Origin of the sequence: Megasphaera massiliensis (genome assembly GCF_000455225.1) — a bacterium.
GTDB classification, from domain to species: domain Bacteria; phylum Bacillota; class Negativicutes; order Veillonellales; family Megasphaeraceae; genus Megasphaera; species Megasphaera massiliensis.
In genome coordinates, this window is the sequence record NZ_HF954537.1 from 810,336 (window position 1) to 832,371 (window position 22,036).

General features: G+C 51.2%; 19 protein-coding genes, 1 pseudogene and 1 riboswitch. Of the genes and pseudogenes, 3 read left to right on the forward strand and 17 right to left on the reverse strand.

The genetic code is table 11. The features are described from left to right. Positions 1-147: 147 nt before the first annotated feature. From TX77_RS07175 to TX77_RS07245, 15 genes and pseudogenes are all read right to left on the reverse strand, one after another. Positions 148-630, reverse strand: a complete 483-nt coding sequence (locus TX77_RS07175; RefSeq protein ID WP_044504086.1) for a MarR family winged helix-turn-helix transcriptional regulator — start codon at positions 628-630, stop codon at positions 148-150. A gap of 103 nt (positions 631-733) precedes the next feature. Next, positions 734-2,467: a proline--tRNA ligase gene (locus TX77_RS07180; RefSeq protein ID WP_044504087.1), complete on the reverse strand. Its 1,734-nt coding sequence runs from the start codon at positions 2,465-2,467 to the stop codon at positions 734-736. 3 nt (positions 2,468-2,470) lie between these two features. After that, positions 2,471-3,538, reverse strand: a complete 1,068-nt coding sequence (gene ispG / locus TX77_RS07185; protein WP_044504088.1) for a flavodoxin-dependent (E)-4-hydroxy-3-methylbut-2-enyl-diphosphate synthase — start codon at positions 3,536-3,538, stop codon at positions 2,471-2,473. 15 nt (positions 3,539-3,553) lie between these two features. After that, on the reverse strand, positions 3,554-4,576 hold the full coding sequence (rseP, locus tag TX77_RS07190) for an RIP metalloprotease RseP (protein ID WP_044504089.1): 1,023 nt from the start codon (positions 4,574-4,576) through the stop codon (positions 3,554-3,556). A 13-nt stretch (positions 4,577-4,589) separates the two neighbouring features. After that, entirely contained in the window at positions 4,590-5,735 is a 1,146-nt protein-coding gene (locus TX77_RS07195) for a 1-deoxy-D-xylulose-5-phosphate reductoisomerase (RefSeq protein ID WP_044504090.1), read from the reverse strand. 13 nt (positions 5,736-5,748) lie between these two features. Continuing rightward, entirely contained in the window at positions 5,749-6,576 is an 828-nt protein-coding gene (locus tag TX77_RS07200; RefSeq protein ID WP_044504091.1) for a phosphatidate cytidylyltransferase, read from the reverse strand. A 20-nt stretch (positions 6,577-6,596) separates the two neighbouring features. Then, entirely contained in the window at positions 6,597-7,364 is a 768-nt protein-coding gene (locus tag TX77_RS07205) for an isoprenyl transferase (protein ID WP_044504092.1), read from the reverse strand. Continuing rightward, a complete protein-coding gene (locus TX77_RS07210; protein WP_081651716.1) occupies positions 7,357-7,611 on the reverse strand; it encodes a hypothetical protein in 255 nt (84 codons plus the stop codon). The genes TX77_RS07205 and TX77_RS07210 overlap by 8 nt, the downstream gene beginning before the upstream one ends. Next, positions 7,608-8,167: pseudogene (gene frr, locus TX77_RS07215) on the reverse strand (ribosome recycling factor). The gene TX77_RS07210 and the pseudogene frr overlap by 4 nt, the downstream one beginning before the upstream one ends. Positions 8,168-8,213: 46 nt before the next feature. After that, entirely contained in the window at positions 8,214-8,939 is a 726-nt protein-coding gene (gene pyrH, locus TX77_RS07220) for a UMP kinase (protein WP_044504093.1), read from the reverse strand. Positions 8,940-9,021: 82 nt separating this feature from the next. Next, positions 9,022-9,669 (reverse strand): translation elongation factor Ts, encoded by a 648-nt coding sequence (gene tsf, locus TX77_RS07225; RefSeq protein WP_044504094.1) that lies wholly within the window; start codon positions 9,667-9,669, stop codon positions 9,022-9,024. 107 nt (positions 9,670-9,776) lie between these two features. After that, a complete protein-coding gene (rpsB, locus tag TX77_RS07230) occupies positions 9,777-10,514 on the reverse strand; it encodes a 30S ribosomal protein S2 (RefSeq protein ID WP_044504095.1) in 738 nt (245 codons plus the stop codon). A gap of 236 nt (positions 10,515-10,750) precedes the next feature. After that, positions 10,751-11,752, reverse strand: coding sequence for a G5 domain-containing protein (locus TX77_RS07235; protein ID WP_044504096.1), 1,002 nt, complete (start codon positions 11,750-11,752; stop codon positions 10,751-10,753). 57 nt (positions 11,753-11,809) lie between these two features. Then, on the reverse strand, positions 11,810-13,978 hold the full coding sequence (ppk1, locus tag TX77_RS07240) for a polyphosphate kinase 1 (RefSeq protein WP_044504097.1): 2,169 nt from the start codon (positions 13,976-13,978) through the stop codon (positions 11,810-11,812). A gap of 7 nt (positions 13,979-13,985) precedes the next feature. Beyond that, positions 13,986-15,530, reverse strand: a complete 1,545-nt coding sequence (locus tag TX77_RS07245) for a Ppx/GppA phosphatase family protein (protein WP_044504098.1) — start codon at positions 15,528-15,530, stop codon at positions 13,986-13,988. A 410-nt stretch (positions 15,531-15,940) separates the two neighbouring features. On the opposite strand from TX77_RS07245, the gene ppx reads away from it, so the two are divergent. After that, positions 15,941-17,476, forward strand: coding sequence for an exopolyphosphatase (ppx, locus tag TX77_RS07250; RefSeq protein WP_044504099.1), 1,536 nt, complete (start codon positions 15,941-15,943; stop codon positions 17,474-17,476). 78 nt (positions 17,477-17,554) lie between these two features. Here ppx and thiC read toward each other — a convergent pair whose 3' ends face one another. Continuing rightward, a complete protein-coding gene (thiC, locus tag TX77_RS07255; protein ID WP_044504100.1) occupies positions 17,555-18,856 on the reverse strand; it encodes a phosphomethylpyrimidine synthase ThiC in 1,302 nt (433 codons plus the stop codon). A gap of 74 nt (positions 18,857-18,930) precedes the next feature. Next, positions 18,931-19,034, reverse strand: a riboswitch (TPP riboswitch). A 153-nt stretch (positions 19,035-19,187) separates the two neighbouring features. On the opposite strand from thiC, the gene TX77_RS07260 reads away from it, so the two are divergent. Both TX77_RS07260 and TX77_RS07265 read left to right on the forward strand, forming a co-directional pair. Further along, positions 19,188-19,907 carry an SIMPL domain-containing protein gene (locus tag TX77_RS07260; RefSeq protein WP_044504101.1) on the forward strand — a complete coding sequence of 240 codons (720 nt, stop codon included), beginning with the start codon at positions 19,188-19,190 and terminating at the stop codon, positions 19,905-19,907. 128 nt (positions 19,908-20,035) lie between these two features. After that, on the forward strand, positions 20,036-20,905 hold the full coding sequence (locus TX77_RS07265) for a phosphoribosylaminoimidazolesuccinocarboxamide synthase (RefSeq protein WP_044504102.1): 870 nt from the start codon (positions 20,036-20,038) through the stop codon (positions 20,903-20,905). A 59-nt stretch (positions 20,906-20,964) separates the two neighbouring features. On the opposite strand, the gene TX77_RS07270 is transcribed toward TX77_RS07265, so the two are convergent. Beyond that, positions 20,965-22,029 (reverse strand): ABC transporter substrate-binding protein, encoded by a 1,065-nt coding sequence (locus tag TX77_RS07270; RefSeq protein WP_044504103.1) that lies wholly within the window; start codon positions 22,027-22,029, stop codon positions 20,965-20,967. Between the last annotated feature and the right edge of the window lie 7 nt (positions 22,030-22,036).

Consider the following 22,036-nt stretch of genomic DNA (forward strand, 5'->3'; position numbering starts at 1 on the left):
CTCATTTCTGTCAAAATGGCTTACGCCTGTCATTATACCACGGCCTGCCCCATTTGTCGCGATGCGGCAAAGCCGGCTTTACCGCACGCAGGCTATGAAAAAAGCTGAAAAGGATACCCTTTCAGCTTTCGAATGATGATATGGGGATCAGCCGCTCAACTTAGTCAGCAAAAAGATAAGCTGCGTCTGTTCGGCTTCACTGAGGCGGCTCATGAGCATGGAAATGCGGAGATAATGATCTGGCAGCACATCGTCCATAAACTCCCGTCCTTGGGCCGTCAGGCGAACTTTCTTGCCCCTTTTATCGGTCTGATCGATGGCCACTTCCGTCAGTCCGTCGCGAACCATGCGCTTGACCATAGTCGTAATCGTCGCCCGAGTGACACCGGCCCGGTCGGCGAGCTGAGACGGCGCAATGCCGTCGGTCATCTGGTATAGAACGAACATGACCCGAAGCTTGCCCCGCGACAAATGGTATTGGCTGGCCAATACATCATTGATGGCAGCGCGGACATACTCCGCTGCCTGGGAAATGCGGAGCATGGCCAATACGGCCGACGGTTCAATTTCAGGAATCTTCTCTGCATATTTTTCCAATTCTTTCCGCGTAGGAAATACATCAAAACCCATAAGCGCACCCTCCTCTTCTAATTAGTGTACTAATTAAAAGTATAAAATAAAACGGAGAGGAATACAAGTTTTCTCCGTCTTATTTTACATCTGTTTTAATAAATTACATATTTTTGCTTCGTAACTCTGCTAAGATTTCCTGAACGCGGGCGACAGCCTGGTCGATGGGAACGACTTCTTCCTGACCGGTACGGCGAACTTTGATTTCTACCGTTCCGTCAGAGGCGCTCTTTTTGCCGACCGTGACCCGTACAGGGTAGCCGATGAGGTCGGCGTCGTTGAATTTGACACCGGCCCGTTCGTTTCTATCGTCGAGGAGGACGTCGGTCTTCATGGCCTGAAGGCCGCCATAAATTTCTTCAGCAATACGAACCTGGTCCTGATCTTTCGTGCTGACCGGTACGACGGCGACTTCAAAAGGTGCAATGGCGACAGGCCACATGATGCCGTGTTCGTCGTGGAACTGTTCGATAGCCGCCGCAATCGTCCGAGTAACACCGATTCCGTAGCAGCCCATGACATAAGGCTTAGCTTTGCCGTTCTGGTCGAGGAAGGTCGCATGGAGGGCTTCGGAATACTTGGTACCTAATTCAAAGACCTGGCCGACTTCGATGCCGCGGACGACGTGGATCGGAGCGCCGCAGTGGGGGCAGGCGTCGCCTTCGACCATGGTGCGGATAGAAGCGACGGTAACATCTTTGAAATCACGGGACGGATTGACGTTCTGATAGTGATAGCCTGCCTTGTTGGCGCCGGTAACGCCATTGGGAACGGCCATGGCCGACGGATCGACGAGGATGAAGAAAGTTTCATTATCCGGCTTATCGGCATCGATAGGGCTCATATAGCCCGGCTGAAGACCGTGAGCCTTTAATTCGTCTTCCGTTGCCGGTTCGATGGCATTGCCGCCGACAAAATTCTGGACGGCTACGTCGTTGACCGAATGGTCGCCGCGGACCATGCAGAGAACTGTCTTTTCACCATCGATAGTGAAAGCAACCGCCTTGATCGTCTTTTCGAGAGGAATGGACAGGAACTGAGCTAAATCTTCAATGGTGGCGCAGTTCGGCGTTTCAATCAATTCGACATCTTTGGCCGTTTCAGCTGCCATTTCAAGGGTCGGTGCAGTTGCTTTTTCGATATCGGCTGCATAGTCACACTGGGAGCACGATACGATTTCTGCTTCCCCGGCCTGGGCCAAGGCCATGAATTCATGGCTGTGATTGCCGCCGATCTGACCGCTGTCGGCTTCAACCTGTTTGAATTCCAGACCGCAGCGGGTAAAGACGCGGGTATAGGCGTCGTATTCGTCTTGATAACTCTTATGGAGCCCTTCTTCGTCGACGTCAAAAGAATAACCGTCTTTCATGACGAATTCCCGGCTGCGCATGAGGCCGAAACGCGGGCGAATTTCATCGCGGTATTTATTCTGCATCTGCCACAGCGTAACCGGCATCTGCTTGTACGAACGCAGTTCGTTGCGCACCAGTGTCGTGATCAATTCTTCGTGAGTCGGCCCGAGACAGAACTGACCGCCGTGACGGTCTTCCAGTTTGAACATTTCCGGACCATAGGCATTCCACCGCCCCGATTCGTGCCAGATTTCAGCCGGCTGGACGATGGGCATCATGATTTCCTGAGCGCCGATATTATTCATTTCTTCGCGGATAATGGCTTCGATTTTGAGTTCGACGCGGCGGCCAAGAGGCAGGAATGAGTATAAACCGCCGCCACTTTTACGAATGAGGCCGGCTTTCAGCATGTACTGATGGCTGGAGATTTCGGCGTCGGCCGGAATTTCCCGTAGGGTCGGGCTGTACAGTTTGGATGCTAACATGAGTTAAGACTCCTTTGCGATTGATTTTTCTATTTCTTCCAAAAGAGCAGCGACGAGCTGATCTTCCGGTGCCGTACGAAGGACCTTGCCATGGGCAAAGACGATACCGCTCCCCTTTCCGCCGGCAATGCCGAAATCGGCTTCTTTCGCCTCTCCCGGGCCGTTTACGACGCAGCCCATGACGGCGACCTTAATGGGAACGGTCAAGTGGGAAATGGCCGCTTCGACTTCTTTGGCAAGCTCGATGAGCTGTACCTGCGTACGGCCGCAGGTCGGACAGGAAATGAGGGTCGGTCCGAAACGACGCAGTCCGAGGGAGCTTAAAATGGTCTGGGCGACCTTGATTTCTTCCGCCGGATCATCCGTAAGGGATACGCGAATCGTATCCCCGATACCTTGGTATAATAAAGTCCCGATACCGATGGCTGACTTGATGCTTCCGTCCCGGACGAGGCCGGCTTCAGTGACGCCTAAATGAAAGGCATAGGGCACTTTATCGGCCAGTTCCTGATACGATTCAATCATGAGCGGCACGTCGGAAGCCTTGAGGGAAATGACCATATTTCGGTAATCGAGGCGCTCTAAAATACGAATATGGCGCAAGGCTCCTTCTACCATGGCCGCTGCCGTCGGATGGCCGCCATGGGCCTTCAGGATATCGGCCGGAAGGGATCCCGTATTGATGCCGATGCGGATGGGAATTCCCTTGGGTCTTACTTTTTCGACGACGCGGACGACGTTGTCATCGGCGCCGATATTGCCGGGATTGATGCGCAGGGCCTGGACACCGCTGTCAACGGCAGCCAGGGCCAATCGATAATCAAAGTGGATGTCGGCTACGATAGGAATATCGACGGCCTCTACGACGGCTGACAGCCCTTTGGCCGCTTCCATATCGGGGACGGCAAAGCGCAGGATTTCAGCACCATAAGAGGCCAGCCTTCTGGCATCGGCAATGGCCTCTGCGGTATGAGCCGGGCTTACCGTCGACATGGTCTGAATCGAGATAGGCGCACTGCCGCCAATGGTAACGTTTCCGGCCTGAACCGGAATCGATTGTCTGCGTTTCATCGATGACCTCCCTTTCTAAAAACGGCTGATATCCTGGAACATGGCAAAGAGGAACAGAGATCCTAAGAGTACCATCCCGACAACCTGAATGTAGTACAGGGCTTTCCCCGGCATGCGCCGGCGCATAATCCCTTCGAGAATCAACAAGATGATATAGCCGCCGTCGAGGAGCGGTACGGGCAGAAGATTTAAAATCCCCAGGTTGATGCTGAGGAAGGCCGTAAACATGAGCAGGTTAGAAAATCCCGAGGCCGCGACTTGTCCGGCAAGCTGGGCAACGCCGATGGGACCTGCCACTTCCGCCTTTTCCTGACCGGTTATCATCTGATAAATTCCAACCAGCATGAGCCGGCAGATTTCCCCCGTTCGCTTGACCGCCATGATGCCCGAATCAAGGAATCCGTGGCGTTCTTCCGTGGTCATAGGCATGACGCCAAGCATGACTTTTTGAGATGCGCTGTCGACTTCCGGTATCATTTCGACATCCTGACGCTTCCCATCCCGCTCGATTTGAACGGTGACGACAGCGTGACTGTAAGGTGCTACGGCTTCCGAAATATCGCTCCATTGGGAAATGTCTTTATTGCCGATGCGAACGATACGGTCCCCTTCCGTAAGGCCGGACTGTTCAGCCGGCGAACCGGAGATCGTCGAGCCGACGACGGCTTCCGGCGACACGGTCACCGTACCGATGGCAAAGAACAAGCCCCAAAAAAGGACGATGGCCAGCACAAAATTCATGATTCCGCCGGCGGCGATGACCACCAGCCGAGCCGGAACGGATTTATTCAAGAAGGATTTTTCATTGAGCGGCTCTTCTTCAGACATGCCGGCAATGCGGTTAAACCCGCCGAGGGGAATGGCCCGCAGAGAGTATTCCGTATCGCCGCGGCGTGTACTGTATATTTTGGGTCCGAAGCCGATAGCGAATTCATCGACTTGCATGCCGGCCCATTTTGCCGTGGCAAAATGGCCTAATTCATGGATGAAGACGATGATGCTGAACACAAAAATGGTCGCTAAAATAGTAATACCCACAGAATTCACCTTTCTATAATAAAGAAGCAGCACAGCGGCGAGCCCAGGTATCTGCCTGGCGGATCGTTTCGAGGCTTACCTCGCCCTTGACATCGTGCCGCTCCATAACCGTATGGACAATTTCAAAAATACGCGTAAAAGAAATTTCCTTACGCAAAAAAGCATAGACTGCCACTTCATTGGCCCCGTTCAAAACGCAGGGCATCGTCCCCCCTATCCGGCCGGCTTCATAAGCCAGGCCGATGGAGGGGAATTTTTCATCGTCAGGCGGGAAAAATTCCAAACTTCCCAAGGTCTTCCAATCGATAGATTTAGCCCCGCGGACAGAAAGTCTGTCCGGATAGGTAAAGGCGTACTGAATCGGCAGTCGCATATCGGGCATACCAAGCTGTGCCAGTACCGAGCCGTCGATGAACTCAATCATAGAGTGGACGATACTCTGCGGCTGGATGACGACTTCAATCCTATCAAAGTCCATGCCAAACAGCCAGTGAGCTTCGATGACTTCAAGGCCCTTATTGAACATCGTCGCCGAATCGATGGTAATCTTGCCGCCCATATTCCACGTCGGGTGCTTTAAGCACTGTTCGACAGTAATGGACGGAAAGTCTGTCAAGGGACGGTGAAAATGGGGGCCGCCTGACGCCGTAATCAAAAGTTTTTCGACTTCGTCGGCCTTGCGGCCGTCGAGACATTGGAATATGGCGCCGTGTTCGCTGTCGACGGGGAGGATGCGGACACCCTTACGGGCCGCTTCCTTCATGACCAGTTCGCCGGCAGCCACGAGCGTTTCTTTGTTGGCCAGGGCAATATCCATTCCCCGGTCAATGGCCCGCAAAGTCGGTTCAATACCGGCAGCTCCCACGAGGGACGTGAGGACGATGTCTGCCTGACATTCATCGATGAGCTTCAGCAAGCCCTGGCTTCCGGAAAAGACGCGGCACGACGGGCCGACAGCATCTCTCACCTTTTCGGCGGCCCCTTCCTCGACCATACAGGCCAGGTCGAGGTGATGGCGTTTTATCTGGGCTGCCACGTCCTTAAAGTGTCCGTAAGCCGCCACGCCGACCAGTTTAAATACCTCCGGATGTGCTTCGATAACGTCGACAGCCTGGGTCCCGATGGAACCGGTACTGCCGAGAATCAAGATTTTTTTCATATCGTCCCTTCTTTTAAATGACCAGCATTAAATAGACATACATGGCAGGCGCCGCAAAGAGGAGACTGTCGAAACGGTCCAAGACGCCGCCGTGACCGGGAATGATATTGCCCGAATCTTTGACACCCGAAACCCGCTTTAAAATGGATTCTGCCAAATCGCCGAGAGGTGCCATGATGCCGATGATGACGCCCAGGGCTAAGGCGTGGAGAATGGAAAACTGAAAAATCAGTGAAAAAATGACTGCCACGACCAAGGTCCCGATAAAGCCACCGATGGCCCCTTCCCGAGTCTTACCGGGGCTGATAGACGGGCACAACTTTACCTTGCCCATCATCTTGCCGACGGCAAAGGCCGCCGTATCGCTGGCCCAGGTCGAGAAGATCAGCAGAAAGACGAAGAACCGAGCCGGCTCTACCATGACCGTGCTAAAGTTGTCGCTCATGAAAGACACGGCAGAACCGCTGCGCAGGGCCAGGAGGGCCAAAAAGCCGCTGCAGATGTACAAGAGACCGTACAGGGCATAGGCACTGTCGACGGGCTTTACCTTATCGTGGAAAAAGACCGTCCGCAGCATGAGCCAGACCAAGAGGACCAGTCCCAAGAGAAACATCAGTTTCGTACTGCCAAACCAGTAAGCTCCCAGCATGGCTAAAAGCCATACGGCTCCGCCGGTATCGGCCGTAACGACCTGAAGCTTGCGGACCATGTTGCCGTATTCATACCAAGCGACGACAGCCAAGAGAGCCATCATCAGGAAGAACAGCCAATTGCCTTCATAGACCACAAAAATGGTAAAGGCACCACCGATGATGCCCGTTAAAATTCGTTTTGCCAACATAGATAACTACCCTTCCTGCCTTATTTTAAACCGCCAAAGCGACGTTCTCGGCCTTGAAAGGATGAGATAGCTTCGACAAGCGTTTCTTTCGTAAAATCAGGCCAGCAAAGAGGCGTAAACCAAAATTCGGCATAAGCCATCTGCCAAAGGAGAAAGTTGCTGACCCTTTTGTCATCGCCGGGACGAATAAGCAAATCAACGTCATTGTCCGGTGCCGTATAAAGATAGCTCGACAACCGGTCTTCATCAATATCGCCGACGTCACAGCGACCGGCCTTGACATCGTCAGCCAGGCGGCGGACAGCCTGAACCATTTCCAAACGACCGCCGTAATTGACGGCGACATTCAGGATAAGGCCCGTATTGACCGCCATATCGGCTTCCGCCTGAGCGAAGGCCTCCTGCAGTTCCGGATGAAGACGTGACTTGTCGCCGATGATGTGCAGCTGTACGTTATGTTCCTTAAGCTGGAGTAAATTATGGCTGAGATAATTTTTCATCAGCTTCATAATATACGAGACTTCCTCTTCCGGCCGCTTCCAGTTTTCCGTCGAAAAGGCATAGACCGTCAGGACTTTAATCCCCAGTTCATCTGCAGCGATGACGATCCGCTTCAGCGTATCGGCACCGGCACGATGGCCGTAACTGCGCGGCATCCCCTTGCGTTTGGCCCAGCGGCCGTTGCCGTCCATGATGATGGCTACGTGACGGGGAATGTTATTCATATCAAGGCCATGATTTCCTGCCGTTTCAGCAGGTTCTGTTTTATTGCCAAAAAAGTTAATCATCTTGCATGTCTCCCTTGGACAGTGCGTCGGCCACGGATTCGCTCATCTCGAGGCTGTCATTGACCAAAAGCGATATGACACCGTCATCACCGGCTTTAGCGCGGATGACGTAGGTCTGCTCCGGGTCGCAGCGGAAAAAGCGGGACCGCGACACCGTCCTTTCTACGACGTAAGGAATATTTTTCTCCTGTAATACAGATTTGGCATACCATAACGGCATGCCAATAAAAATCCGTATATCCATCATACAGCCATGACTTCTTTTTCTTTTTTTGCTTTGATTTCGTCGATGGCCTTGATTTTTTTATCGGTCAGTTTCTGGATATTGTCCTGACCTTCCTTGCTGTCATCTTCCGAGATTTCCTTTTCTTTTCCATCTTCTTGATGAGTTCGTTGGCGTCACGGCGGATATTGCGGACGACAACTTTCGAGTCTTCGGCGACCTTGCTGACTTTCTTGCTCAATTCCTTACGGCGTTCTTCCGTCAATTGAGGAATTTCCAAGCGAATCATTTTCCCGTCATTATTGGGATTGAGGCCTAAATCGGACTTTAAGATAGCTTTTTCGATTTCACCGAGCATCTTTACTTCCCAAGGAACGATGGTCAGCATCCGCGGCTCCGGAGCCGATACGTTAGCCACCTGGTTCACCGGCGTCGGCGTCCCGTAGTAATCGACCATGACCCGGTCCAAGAGGGACGTGCTGGCACGGCCCGTACGGATGGAGGTCAGTTCCCGTTTCAACGCTTCAATCGTCTTGTCCATCTTGGCTTCGTGCTGAGCGAGCAGTTCTTTTACTTCCACATCAATCACTTCCTTATTTTATTTTTATAAGTATATCATACAGCGTTTAGTCTTCTTTGTCGACCAAAGTACCTAAATCTTTTCCGCTGGCAGCGGCGACAATATTCCCGGGCTTGTCGATATTAAAGACGACGATAGGAATATTATTGTTGCGGCACAAAGTCGTTGCCGTCGCATCCATAACCTTGAGATCCTTGTTAATGACGTCAAGATAGGTCAGGCGCTTGTACATCTTGGCATCGGGATTGAGCTTGGGATCACTGTCATAGACGCCGTCTACGCCGTTTTTAGCCATGAGGATGGCATCGGCTTCGATTTCAGCAGCACGCAGGGCTGCCGTCGTATCCGTCGAAAAATAAGGATTGCCCGTACCGGCACCAAAGATGACGACCCGGCCTTTTTCCATATGGCGGATCGCTCTGCGGCGGATATAGGGTTCTGCAACCTGCTGCATATTAATCGCCGTTTGAACGCGGGTAGCGACACCGTTCTTTTCCATGGCATCCTGGAGTGCCAACGAGTTCATCACCGTGGCCAGCATGCCCATGTAGTCAGCCGATACCCGATCCATGCCTTTGGCAGAACCGGACAGGCCGCGCCAGATATTGCCGCCGCCGACGACGATGGCGACTTGAATATTGAGCTTATTGACTTCGACGATCTGTTTGGCAATCGTTTCTACCGTTTCCGGGTCGATGCCGTAGCCTTGTTTGCCGGCCAATGCTTCGCCGCTCAGTTTCAATACGATACGATTATATTTTTTCGGTTCCATAAAAGAAGGGCCTCCTCTGTATGTTGGCAAATGTTCAATTAGAAAATAAGAGAACACGGGTTGGGTGTTCTCTTATGAAATCTTATTTAGCTTGTGCCATTACTTCAGAAACGAAATCATCATTCCGTTTTTCAAGGCCTTCACCTAATTCGTAACGGGTGTAGCGGCGGATATCGATTTTTTCGCCGATCTTAGCAACGGCTTCGGTAACGACCTGCTGGACTGTTTTGTCAGAATCTTTGATGAATTCCTGATCGAGGAGGCAATTTTCTTTGTAGAATTTTTCGATACGGCCGACGATCATCTTTTCGACGATCTTTTCCGGTTTGCCTTCATTCAGAGCCTGCTGGCGAAGGACGTCTTTTTCATGTTCCAAAATGTCAGCCGGAACTTCTTCACGTTTGAGGTATGCCGGTTTTGCAGCAGCGATCTGCATGGCAATATCTTTGCAGAGTGCTTTGAAATTGTCGGTCTGAGCGACGAAGTCCGTTTCGCAGTTGACTTCGACGAGAACACCGATGCGGCCGTTGCCATGGATGTAAGAATAAACCAAACCTTCAGCAGCGATGCGGTCTGCTTTTTTAGCAGCTGCAGCTAAGCCGTGTTCGCGAAGCAAGTCGACGGCTTTGTCCATATCGCCGTTGCTTTCGGTCAGTGCTTTTTTGCAGTCCATCATGCCTGCCCCTGTTTTTTCTCTCAATTCTTTTACCATTGCTGCTGTAATAGCCATGAGTATTCCTCCTAAAAGTAAGTTTAATATACCGTTTGAATAAAGGTAAGAAGCGAAGGCTCCTTACCTTTATGTATAACCATTTAATTCTCAGAGAATAAGTTGTCTTATTCTGCAGCTGCTTCTTCCGTCGTTTCTTCAGCTGCACCGGCTTCAGTCTGGTTGCCCTGGTTGCCTTCGAGGACAGCGTCAGCAATTTTGCCGGTCAAGAGTTTTACGGCGCGGATAGCGTCATCGTTGGCCGGAATCGGGTAGTCGATAACGTCGGGATCGCAGTTGGTGTCAACCGTAGCGATGATAGGGATGTTGAGTTTGCGAGCTTCTGCAACGGCGATTTCTTCCTTTTTCGGGTCGATGATGAACAAAGCATCAGGGAGCTTCTTCATATCTTTAATACCGCCGAGGTATTTCTGAAGTTTTTCCATTTCATGTTTGAGGAGCGTAACTTCTTTCTTCGGCAATACTTCGAAAGTGCCGTCTTCAGCCTGTTTTTCCAACGTTTTCAAGCGTTTTACGCGTTTTTCAATCGTCTGGAAGTTGGTGAGCATACCGCCGAGCCAACGTTCGTTAACGAAGTACTGGTTGCAGCGTTCTGCTTCGCTCTTAATCGATTCCTGAGCCTGTTTTTTCGTGCCTACGAATACGATTTTGCCGCCTTCAGCTGCCAAATCGCGGACAAAATTGTAAGCTTCGTCCATTTTCTTAACGGTTTTCTGCAAGTCGATGATGTAGATACCGTTACGTTCGGTGAAGATGAAACGAGCCATCTTCGGGTTCCAACGGCGGGTCTGGTGACCAAAATGAACGCCGGCTTCCAATAATTGTTTCATAGATACTACTGCCATAATGTGTGATTCCTCCTGTTTTTTCCTCCGCCCGGTCATCGCCCATCTTCACCCGTATTCCTAAGAAACGGGCACAGTGCTGGACTCGCCAAGCGTGTGTATTTTGAATCTTGGTATTCAAACCTTGAATATTATATCACATCTCCCCATGGAGGGCAAGAGGTGAAGTACTGCTTCCCTGCCTGCAAGATGCGCAAAAAGGGACCCGCCGCAGCAGGCCCCTTTCCTGGCACATATTATTGTAAAATATAGACCGGTACCATGCGGCGGCCAAAGGCCATGCAAACATCGTAGTCTTCCATGCAGAGATCGATGCGGTTGCCGAGGATGGCACCGCCTGTATCTTCGGCACGGGCTACGCCGTAACCGGGAATGTATACCGTCGAGCCTAAGGGTATGACGTTGGGGTCTACGGCAACGACGCCATAGCGGGCACGGGTTCCCATGCGGGTAATCCCCAATCCGTCTCCATCGGTAGGCAAATAAGCCGTCGCTTCCATGGCGATGACTTTTTGGTAATGCGAAATGGAACCGGTGTTGATTTCAACCGTTGCCTTGGTGCCCACTTTGCGGACCATAGGCTGCATTTCTGAAATGAGCTCTGTTGAAATCGTCTCTTTATCGGCAACCTGACCGTCGACGCTGACGATGTTCAACTTCACTCGCTTGCGGCCGTTTTGCCCTTGCTGGACAACTTGTTCTTCCCCCTGCCCTAAGTTTTCATCGGGAATACTTTCTACAGCATAGGGTACGACGTCATCTTCCGTAATCGTCTTGCGCGAGACGTTGCCGATGACGATGTTTTGTCCGGCCTGGAGGGGCTTTTGAATGTCGCCGTAAGGGCGGTATTTTTCTTTTGAATACCCGTACTGCTCGGCTACTTCCTGGGTATTGCGCTTAGCCGTATACACCGTCTGCGATTGGCCCCTGTAGACGAGGGTCACGGGAATGGCCCGGCGTACTTTGACGTAACTGCCGTCGTCGAGTTCCGCCGTCGACATGGTGACTTCGTCATGATTCCCCATCTCGATATTATACTCACGCAGCAAGGCATCTGCATTGACGGCATGGGTATACACCTGGCGGGTCGTCCCGTCGGCCACAAGGGTTACCGACTTTCCTTTATCGATGAAGCCGGTCAGCGAAACGAGGACCAATAAGGCAATCATGGTCGCATACATCTGCGTGATCGGCCCTCTTCGCTTAAAGCTCAGTATACTGAATTTTTTCCACTCCATGCCATGCCTCCTAAAACGTTTCTTACCATTTTAGCAAAGGCCGCAGGCATTGTCAATTTAGTTGTCGCCCTGTTCCGTCGGATCCGTCGGACGCGGGCGAAGGACGATATTGCGCAGCTTCCGCACTTCACGCTTGCGGTGTGCCGGAAGTTTTTCCGCTTCACGCTGGCAGGTATCCTGGGCATTAACCGCTTTTCCTGTTCGTTCGTCAGCCAGATAACGGTACGAACCGTCTTGATTCATGGCGTAGGCTTTGACGTTGTCATCAAAATAGAGTTTCAGGATATGTTTAATCTGTTCTTTATGAGGTGCAAACTCAACAGGCGTCATCAATTCGACGCGTTCATTCAGGTTTCGCGGCATCCAGTCAGCCGAGGAAATGAAGACGTCTTCACTGCCGCCGTTATAGAAGTAGAATAAGCGGCTGTGTTCCAGGAAGCGGCCGACGATGCTGTGGACTTCAATGTTGTCACTGATGCCGGGGAGGCCCGGACGAAGGACGCAGATACCGCGGACGATGAGGTGGATCTTGACGCCGGCTGCCGAGGCTTCATAGAGTTTAGCAATGACTTCTTTATCGAGGAGCGAATTCATCTTAGCGACGATGAGCGCTTTTTTCCCGGCTTTGGCCCAAGCGATTTCCTGGTCGATTTCCTGATAAATGGTTTCCCGCAGATTCAACGGTGCCACAGCCAGTTTATTCCATTCCGGAGGATCGGAATAGCCTGACAAGAGGTTAAAGAAAGCCGACGCGTCGACTCCGATGAGGGTATTAGACGTCAAGATACCGACGTCAGTATAGATGCGGGCCGTCTTGCCGTTATAGTTGCCCGTTGCCAGGTGGACATAGCGGCGGATACCGTCCTCTTCCCGGCGGACGACGAGGGTGATCTTCGAGTGTGTCTTGAGCCCCATAATACCGTAAATGACGTGGCAGCCGGCTTTTTCCAGCTTACGGGCCATGAGAATGTTGTTTTCTTCGTCAAAGCGAGCCTTGACTTCCATCAGGACCGTGACCTGCTTGCCGTTCTCGGCCGCCTGAGCCAGGGCTGCGATGATCGGCGACTGACTGCTGACGCGGTACAGGGTCTGTTTAATGGCCAAAACGTCGGGATCGATAGCGGCCTGATGGATGAAGTATTCTACCGTTTCAAAGGTTTCATACGGGTGGTGCACCATGATATCCCGTTCGGCAATGGCCGACCAGATATCGGTACTGCCCATGGCCGCCAGTTCCGACGACGGCTGTGGTTTTACCGGCGGATAGCGCAGTCCGTCGAAGCCTTCGATGCCGACGAAGGAGAAGAATACCTTGCAGTCAAGGGGCCCCGGGATATAATAGATATCCCGTTCTTCCAGCTGCAATTCGTCGCGCAGGAATTCGCGGATCATGCGGCTCGAGGAAGCTGCCAGCTCGAGGCGAACGGCTGCCCCCTTGCGGCGTTTTTTCAAACTCTTTTCTACTTCGACCAACAGATCTTCTACGTCATCGTCGATAGCAAGGTCAGCGTCACGGGTAATCCGGAAGGGAGCCACTTCTAAGATCTCACAACCGAGGAAGAACCGATCGGCATAGGCCGCGATGATGTCTTCCAAAAAGAGGAACTGATGGCCTTCGGCCTGCTCTCCCACAGGCGACACGCTCTGGGGAACTTCGATGATGCGGTTAATGACCGACGACGGCACCGGCAGGATGGCCGTCTTGACCGACGGATCCCCGTGCTTGCGGCGAAGGAGGACGGCCAAGTCCAGATTCAGGCTGGACAAGAACGGGAAAGGATGGCTGGAGTCAACGGCCATGGGCGTAACGACGGGATAGATTTCGCGGCCGAAGAACTCGTCGAGCCACATATGCTGGTCTTCGTTGAGCTCGTCGACACCGATAAAGTGAATGCCGTGATCCTGTAATTTCTGCTGAATACCATCGTAATAGCGGTACTGGTCGGCGACGAGTTCGTGGACCATGGACTGGATGGCATCGAACTGTTCCGCCGGGGTCATGCCGGCAATATCGATATGTCTGACACCACTTTCGACGAGGTGTTTGACACCGGCGACGCGAATCATGAAGAATTCATCCAAGTTCGAAGAAGCAATGGCGATGAAATTCAGCTGTTCCAACAAAGGGTTCGACGGCACGATAGCTTCGCGCAAAACCCGTTCGTTGAATTTGATCCACGTACATTCGCGATTTAAATAATATTGAGCATCTGTAAAATCTGGCATAATTATCTTATCCTTTCACTAATTTCGTCGAAATGCCAAAGACTTCGGAAAAGTTGACAGCCATCTTCATATAGGTCCAGCGTTCCAAAGAAATATCGGAATCGGCCGTATAATAGACGATCAATTCATCTTCACCGAGTTCGGCCCGAAGATCACTGATTTTGCCTAAATGGCTCTTATCCAAAGAGTCAGCCAGTCGGAAAATAGCCGTTAATTTTGCGGTAATGACTTTCTGACGGGGTGTCAACTCGTGATAGACGGCCGATGACTCCTGCAAAGTCCCATCGAAGGCGTAATACAAGACGGCGGCCAGGATCTGTTTTTCATCGTCGGCCAAGCCGAAGATATCCGTCTCTCCGATGAGGTTATACGTACAGAGATTGTGTTTGCGGATATTGATAAATTTACCCGTTTCATGAAAAATCGCAGCCATCTGCAACAAGTATTTCGTTTCATAACGAAGACCGATGAATTTGTACAGGGCCTCAAAGAGAACGTTGCAGTAGCCTTCGATTCGTGTCGAATGGATGGAATCGTACAAGTATTTATTCGCCATGCGGCGCATCATATCGAGGCGCAGGGCCTGTAGTTTTTCTATGTAAGGATGCTTCGTTTTTTGAGCCACATAGTACATCGTGTAGCCTTCAGTAAAGGTCGTCGGCATGACGACCAGCATGTCGATGTCCACCAGCCGAAGGAGTTCATAGTACAAGAGAATCGTCGGCATAATGACGTTGGCCAGGTTCTGCGACAAGCCGAAACGCTTCATGAGTTTAAAAGGGGTAACGCCTTTTAAAGAATAGATGAATTGACGCAGTTCCTGCGCCGTAATCAGGAACAAGCCGTCGTCACTGGCCTTACCCATGATCCGTGCGATAAGGCTGCCGCCTCGGCCGGAGAGGACGATATACTTGATATCGTACTGCTGAACGCCCTTCCACAAGGGGTACAAGGTGCCGTAAATGTACTCGCGGACCGCCGTCGGGAAGGTCAGCTCGTTGCGCTGCTTTTCGGTAAAGTTTTCCAAGATGCGCAGAGAACCGATGTTGATATTCTGCTGGAACAAGAGGTGGTCTTTCTTCCAGCCCGTCAGGCCAACGCCGCCGGATGTGATGTCGAGCAGCATAACTGCCTTGTCGGCAAAGTTGAATTTCCCTTTCAGCACATTATAATAAAGACCAAAGAACTTGTAGAAAATCTCCTTGGTCATGTGGGTTACTTCAACGTGGAACCCTGTGCGGATACGAATCTGGTCGAGGACATTAATCAAATTATCGGCTTCACTGATAGCCGTCGTCGATAAAACGCGAACGTCCTTTACATCATAGTCGCGAAGCAGCTGTCGGAATCCCAGTAAGACCTGGCAAATTTCATTCAGTGATTGAAAGCTGACGTGGCGGCTCTGAAATACCATTTCGCCATATTTTACTTCTTGAGCTACGTTTTCGATGATCTCCATATCGTCGAGCGATGAATAAGAGATGATTTTCATCGTCATATTGACCGTACCGAGATGGATGATACCCAAAACATTCCGGGTCTTTTTTTCCATTATTCTCCCCACTTTTCTAAACAATATCCTCGCAGTTACGCGGAGGCTACTTCTATTATACATGAAAGTTAGTTTGGTTATGTATATTTTTTGTAAAAAATCATCGTTTTTCTTTACATTTATCTTTCATTGTTTCCTGTACAAGGACATAAAAAAACGTCTGCTTTTCCGCCGAAAGGAAGTTATTCGATCCGCTGTCAATGCGTATTTATCCCAGTTTTTTCTCAAATTGGCCAATGGATAAACGCCTTGTTATAACCAGGGTTCCATAAAACAAAAAAAGCAGATATCCGCATAATGCGGACAAAAAAGTTAGTGTGAAGGAATTTTTCTTTTTTTTACTAATTTATTTGTAGTATAATAGAACGGATAACCGATTCCGGTAAACATATAGAGAAATGAGGTATATCATGGAAAAATTAGCCATTATCGACTTGGGCTCCAACTCCATACGTTTCGTCGTCATGCAAATCACAGACAACCAGTCCTATTCCCTGCTGTATCAAGAAAAAGAAGCCATCCGCTTAGGACACGGTCTGAACCAAACCGGCGCACTCAGTGAAGAAGGGATTCAGCGGGCTTTGACTTGTCTCCATGTCTATAAACATATTATGACCGTTCTCGGCATCAAGGAATGTCGTGCCGTCGCCACGGCGGCCGTCCGCAATGCCAGCAACGGCGAAGAATTTCTAAAGCGCGTCAATGACGAAACGGGCATCACCATGAACATCATCACCGGTGAGCGCGAAGCCTACCTCGGCTATTTAGGCGTCATCAATACCATTGCCATGAAGGACTTTCTCCTCTTCGACTTAGGCGGTGCCAGCGTCGAAATGACCTTAGTCCAGGACGGCGAAAACATTCATTCCATCTCCCTCCCCATCGGGGCCGTTACCTTGACGGAAAAATTCAACACCCAGGGCAACCCCGACGAGGAAGCGATTGCGGCCTGCTTGAAATATATCCGCAAAAAGATGAATGAAGTCGAATGGCTCCCCCATATCAACCTGCCCATTATCGGAATCGGCGGCACGGCACGTAACATTGCCAAAATTGACCAGCGGGCTACGAATTATGAGTTATCGAAACTCCACAATTACATCATGCCCTTAGAACACTTTGAAAACATCTTTGAAACCCTCTCGACCCATTCCAGTGCCAACCGTAAGAAGATCCCCGGCCTTTCCAGCGACCGCTCAGATCTCATCGTCGCCGGCGCTGCCGTCATCAAAGCCATCTTCGATGTAACCGGCAGTTCGGAAATGGTCGTCAGCGGCTGCGGTCTCCGCGAAGGCTTATTCTTTGAATACTATGCGTCGTACTGCAACCTGCCGTCACCTCGTTTCGACGACATCCTCGACTTCAGCGTCAAGAATTTTATCGGCACCCTTAACGGCTTTATTTTAAACAAGGGACACTATGAGCAGGTCACGCGCATTGCCACCCAGCTTTTCGACGAGCTCCAGCCCCTCCATGGCTACGGCGAACGCGAACGACTGCTGCTGCAGACAGCGGCCCGTCTCCACGACGTCGGCAAGATCGTTAACTTTTACGACCATGCCCGCCATTCGGCCTTCATGATTTCCCAAGCCCCGCTTTACGGCCTCACGCAAATCGAACAGATCCTGACCGGTTTCATCGCCGGCTTCCACCACGGCATCAGCCGCAAAATTCTCCGGGCGTACCGCTATGACCACATGGCCTCGGCCGAAGACTGGGTCATGATCCGCAAGCTGTCGACCATTTTAGCCTTGGCCGAAGCCTCGGACCTCACGTACGAACAAATCGTCACCGATGTCGACGTCACCATGGCCGAAAACGTCGCCGTCGTCATCTTATCCACCAAGCCCGACTCGACATATAACGCCGCCGATTACGAAATGAAGCAACTGAACAAGCAATTTAAAAAAGAATTTGGCGCCTCCCTGTTATTGGTCTGGCGATAAAAACTTATACATGCCAAAGGGGCTGTCTGTGAACGTCATTCACGGACAGCCCCTTTTATAATGGGTGATTTTATGTAATTAGCGGATCGATACGTCTTCACCGGCCAGGATGCGTTTCATGGTACGAGCCGGGCACATCTTGCCGCACATCGTGCAGGTCCCTTCGCATTCGGGCTTGCTCGATTCATAATACCGGCGGGATTTTTCCGGATCGATAGACAGGGCAATCATGGTGTCAAAGTCGACTTCGACGCGGGCCTTGCTCATAGCGTCGTCCCATTCCTGGGCGCCGGGAATACCTTTGACGAGGTCGGCGGCGTGAGCTGCAATGCGGGCAGCGATGATACCTTCCTTAACGTCTTCGACGGTCGGCAGGCGCAGGTGTTCTGCCGGCGTAACGTAGCACAGGAAGTCGGCACCGCTCGATGCCGCAATGGCACCGCCGATGGCACTGGTAATATGGTCATAGCCCGGAGCGATATCGGTAACCAAAGGCCCGAGGACGTAGAACGGAGCCCCGTGGCAGAGTCTTTTTTCAAGCTTCATGTTAGCAGCGATTTCGTTGAGCACCATATGGCCCGGGCCTTCGATCATGACCTGGACATTGTGGTCCCAAGCCCGTTTCGTCAGTTCGCCGAGGGTAATGAGTTCTTCGATCTGAGCGGCATCGGTCGCATCGTGGGTACAGCCGGGACGACAGGCATCGCCGAGGCTCAAGGTGACGTCATATTTTTCACAGATGTCGAGGAGGCGATCGTAATATTCATAGAAAGGATTTTCCTGGTCATTCATTTCCATCCAGGCAAAGAGGAGCGAGCCGCCGCGGGAGACGATGTTAGTCAGGCGCGGATTGTCTTTGATACGCTGTGCCGTCTTGCGGTTCATGCCGCAGTGGATGGTCATGAAGTCGACGCCGTCTTCGGCGTGCTGTTCGACAACAGAAAAGAATTCGTCGACGCTGATGTCTTTCAGGTCTTTATCGAGCATGCCGACAGCGTCATACATGGGAACGGTCCCGATCATGGCCGTCGACATTTTGACTAATTTGCGGCGGAAGTCCCGAGTCTTACCGAAGTTCGACAAGTCCATGATGGCTTCGGCCTTCATATCGATGGCGTTCTGCACCTTCTGCAGTTCTTCTTCATGGTTGTTGTGTTCCGGCGAAACGCCTAAGTTGACGTTGATCTTGGTGCGGCAGTCCTGGCCGACGGCTTCAGCCGACAGGCTTTCATGCATCTTATTGGCCGGAATGGCGACCTTGCCGCTGGCGACGAGGGCCATCAGTTTTTCAATAGCCATCTTTTCCTTTTCAGCGACGACCTTCATCTGCGGCGTGACGATTCCCTTGCGGGCCGCATCCATTTGTGTTGTGTAATCCATTATAAAATCCTCCTATATAGAAAATGACGATTGCCACAAAAAAAGCCCACCGCGCGGCCTCCGCAGGTGAGCTTTATAATCCCGTAAAGCTTCCCTCCGGCGGCATTATCCGCATCAGGTAAAGGGTCAAGTGTAATCCAGCACTTTTCTCAGCCCGAAGGCTCCCCTAGCTTCTTTTATGTATCTTAAAATATTATAGTATGCCCGGCCAAAAAATGCAATACTTCTGTAACATTCTAAGTAGACAAATGTCCTGATTTTCTTTTGGGAGTGGATATGTTCTGTCAGATATGATATAATCGATACAATCATTACAAAGGAGGTTATTTACATGAAAAAAATGTCTTTAAAAGGCCTCGTCGTGGCCGCTATGCTCGCATCCTCTCTCTTTGTTACTGCCCCTCAGGCTTTCGCTGAAGGCCCCCAGCCGTCCGTCGTCACCGTCACCGGCTATGCCCAGCAGGAAGTCGCTCCTGACACGGCATATATTACCATCGGTACATCCAGCACCGATGCCGACGCTCAGCAGGCTCGTACCAAGAACAATCAAGTCATGAACAACGTCACCAACGCCATCAAAGCGATGGGCATCCCGGCAGACAACCTCAAAACCACCGGCTTCTACATGTCGCCCAACTATGATGTAAAAGGCTCTAAGGTCACCTCCTATACGGTAACCAACAGCCTGACCGTCAAAGTCAGCGATCTCAGCCTGATTTCGCAGGTCATCAGCAAAGCCGGCAGCCTCGGTGCCAACCAGATCGATAACATTCGTTTCACCAACGAACATTCCGATCAGATTAAGGACAACCTCATTAAAGAAGCTGTCCACAATGGCCAGCGTGCCGCTCAGGCAGCCGCTTCCGCCTCCGGCACCCAACTCGGCGCCGTAAAGGAAATCAACATTTCCGGAAACAGCCCGTCCTACAGCCGCGCTTACAGCAACGTAAGAATGTTGTCGGCCAAGCTGGAAGATGCTGAATCTACGCCTGTCGAAGCCGGTACCAACACCCTGAGCCAGACAGTCAACATCACCTATTATCTGAAATAAACCGCTTCCCGTATGGGGACGAAATAAAAAAGGAGCCTTCGGGCTTCTTTTTTATTTCCTTAAAATATGCTATGATATTAGTGTTCAAAAAATAATTGAATAGTTCTGAATCATGGAGGCCAGACAAGATGAAAGAATACACCCCTTTTAAATCCGGTAAAGTACGTGAAGTCTATGACGCAGGTGACAGCATTATCATGGTTGCAACGGACCGCATTTCCGCTTTCGACCATATGCTGAAAAACAAGATCACCAAAAAGGGCGCCATCCTGACGCAGATGTCCAAATTTTGGTTCGATATGACGTCCGACATCATCCCGAACCACATGATCTCTGTCGACAACGCTGACATGCCGGAATTCTTCCAGCAGGAACAGTTCGTCGGCAACAGCATGAAATGCCAGAAACTGACGATGATCCCTATGGAATGCATCGTCCGCGGTTATATCACCGGCAGCGGCTGGGAAAGCTACCAGCAGAACGGTACGGTTTGCGGCATTAAATTACCGGCAGGCCTCACAGAATCAGAAAAACTCCCGGAACCGATCTTCACGCCGAGCACCAAGGCTGAACTCGGTGACCACGATGAAAACGTCTCCCTCGAAGAAGGCGCCGCTTACATCGACAAAGTATTCCCGGGAAAGGGCATGGAATACGCTGAAAAGATTCGCGACTACACCATTGCCCTCTATAAAAAATGTGCCGAATACGCCCTCTCCAAAGGCATCATCATCGCCGATACGAAATTCGAATTCGGTCTCGATGAAAATGGCACCATCGTCTTAGGCGACGAAATGCTTACGCCGGACAGCTCCCGCTTCTGGCCCCTCGAAGGCTATAAAGCAGGGCAAAGCCAGCCGTCGTATGACAAACAGTTCGTCCGTGACTGGCTCAAGGCCAACCCGGACAGCGACTACCTCCTGCCTCAGGACGTCATCGACAAGACGATTGAAAAATACGAAGAAGCCTATGAAATGCTGACAGGCAAAAAAATCTAATCCCATCCAGGCATCAAAAAAAGGACTGCACCCATCGGGTGACAGTCCTTTTTCGTTATCTACCAGACTTTTACCTGAATCCACTGATCGTTATAATACTTATCTTCCCGTTCCCCTAAGTAGCGGTACGTTTCCTGTCCGGCATAGGCTTCTTTTGGCGGGAAGACGACGGGATTATCCTTATAATCTTCATCTTCTTCCATCTCCGGAACGGCGATATTCGGCGTCGAATAGGTCAGGTATTCAAAGTTCTTCAGAGCAATGTCGGGACGGCTCATGAAGTCGATGAATTTATGGGCATTTTCGACGTGGGCCGCATTTTTAGGAATGACCCAGGAATCAATCCAAAGGTTGGTTCCTTCCTTAGGAATGACGTATTCCAAATTCCGATTGGCCAAGATCATCCGCAGGGCTTCGCCGGAAAAGACGACACCCATGGCCGCTTCGCCGGAGACGAGTTTATCTTTCACATCGTCGATGCCGTAAGCCTGAACCAAAGGCTTCTGCGCAATGAGCAGGTCTCTGGCCTGTGCAATTTGGGCCGGATCCGTCGTATTTAGGGAATAGCCGAGGAGTTTCAAGGCGACCATGAAGGAATCGCGGGGCGAATCCTGCATGATGATTTCGTTCTTATACTTTTCATTCCACAAAATGGACCAGCTGTCGACAGGGTCATCGACCATGGTCTTATTATAGACGATGCCGACGGTGCCCCAACAGTACGGAACGGAATAGCGGTTGCCCGGATCAAAGAACTCCGACTGCTGCCAGAACTGCTCTCCGACATACTGCCGCGCATTGGGCAGCTGCGAATAGTCGAGGGGCTGCAGCAACCCGTTGTGAATCATCTTTTGAATCATATAGTCCGACGGGCAAATGACGTCATAGCGTTCGGCGCCTGCCGCCACTAACGGATACATACTTTCATTGGTGTCGAATTCATCCATGATGACGCGGATGCCCGTTTCTTCTTCAAACTGTGTAATCGTATCGGGGTCGACATAGTCCCCCCAGTTATAGACGTAGACGACGTTGTCTCCGTCTTCCTCCCCTTCCAGGAACCCGCAGCCTGATAAGGCCAAGACACAAAAGAGTCCCATGAGGAGCAGTCGAATATATTTCATGACAGGC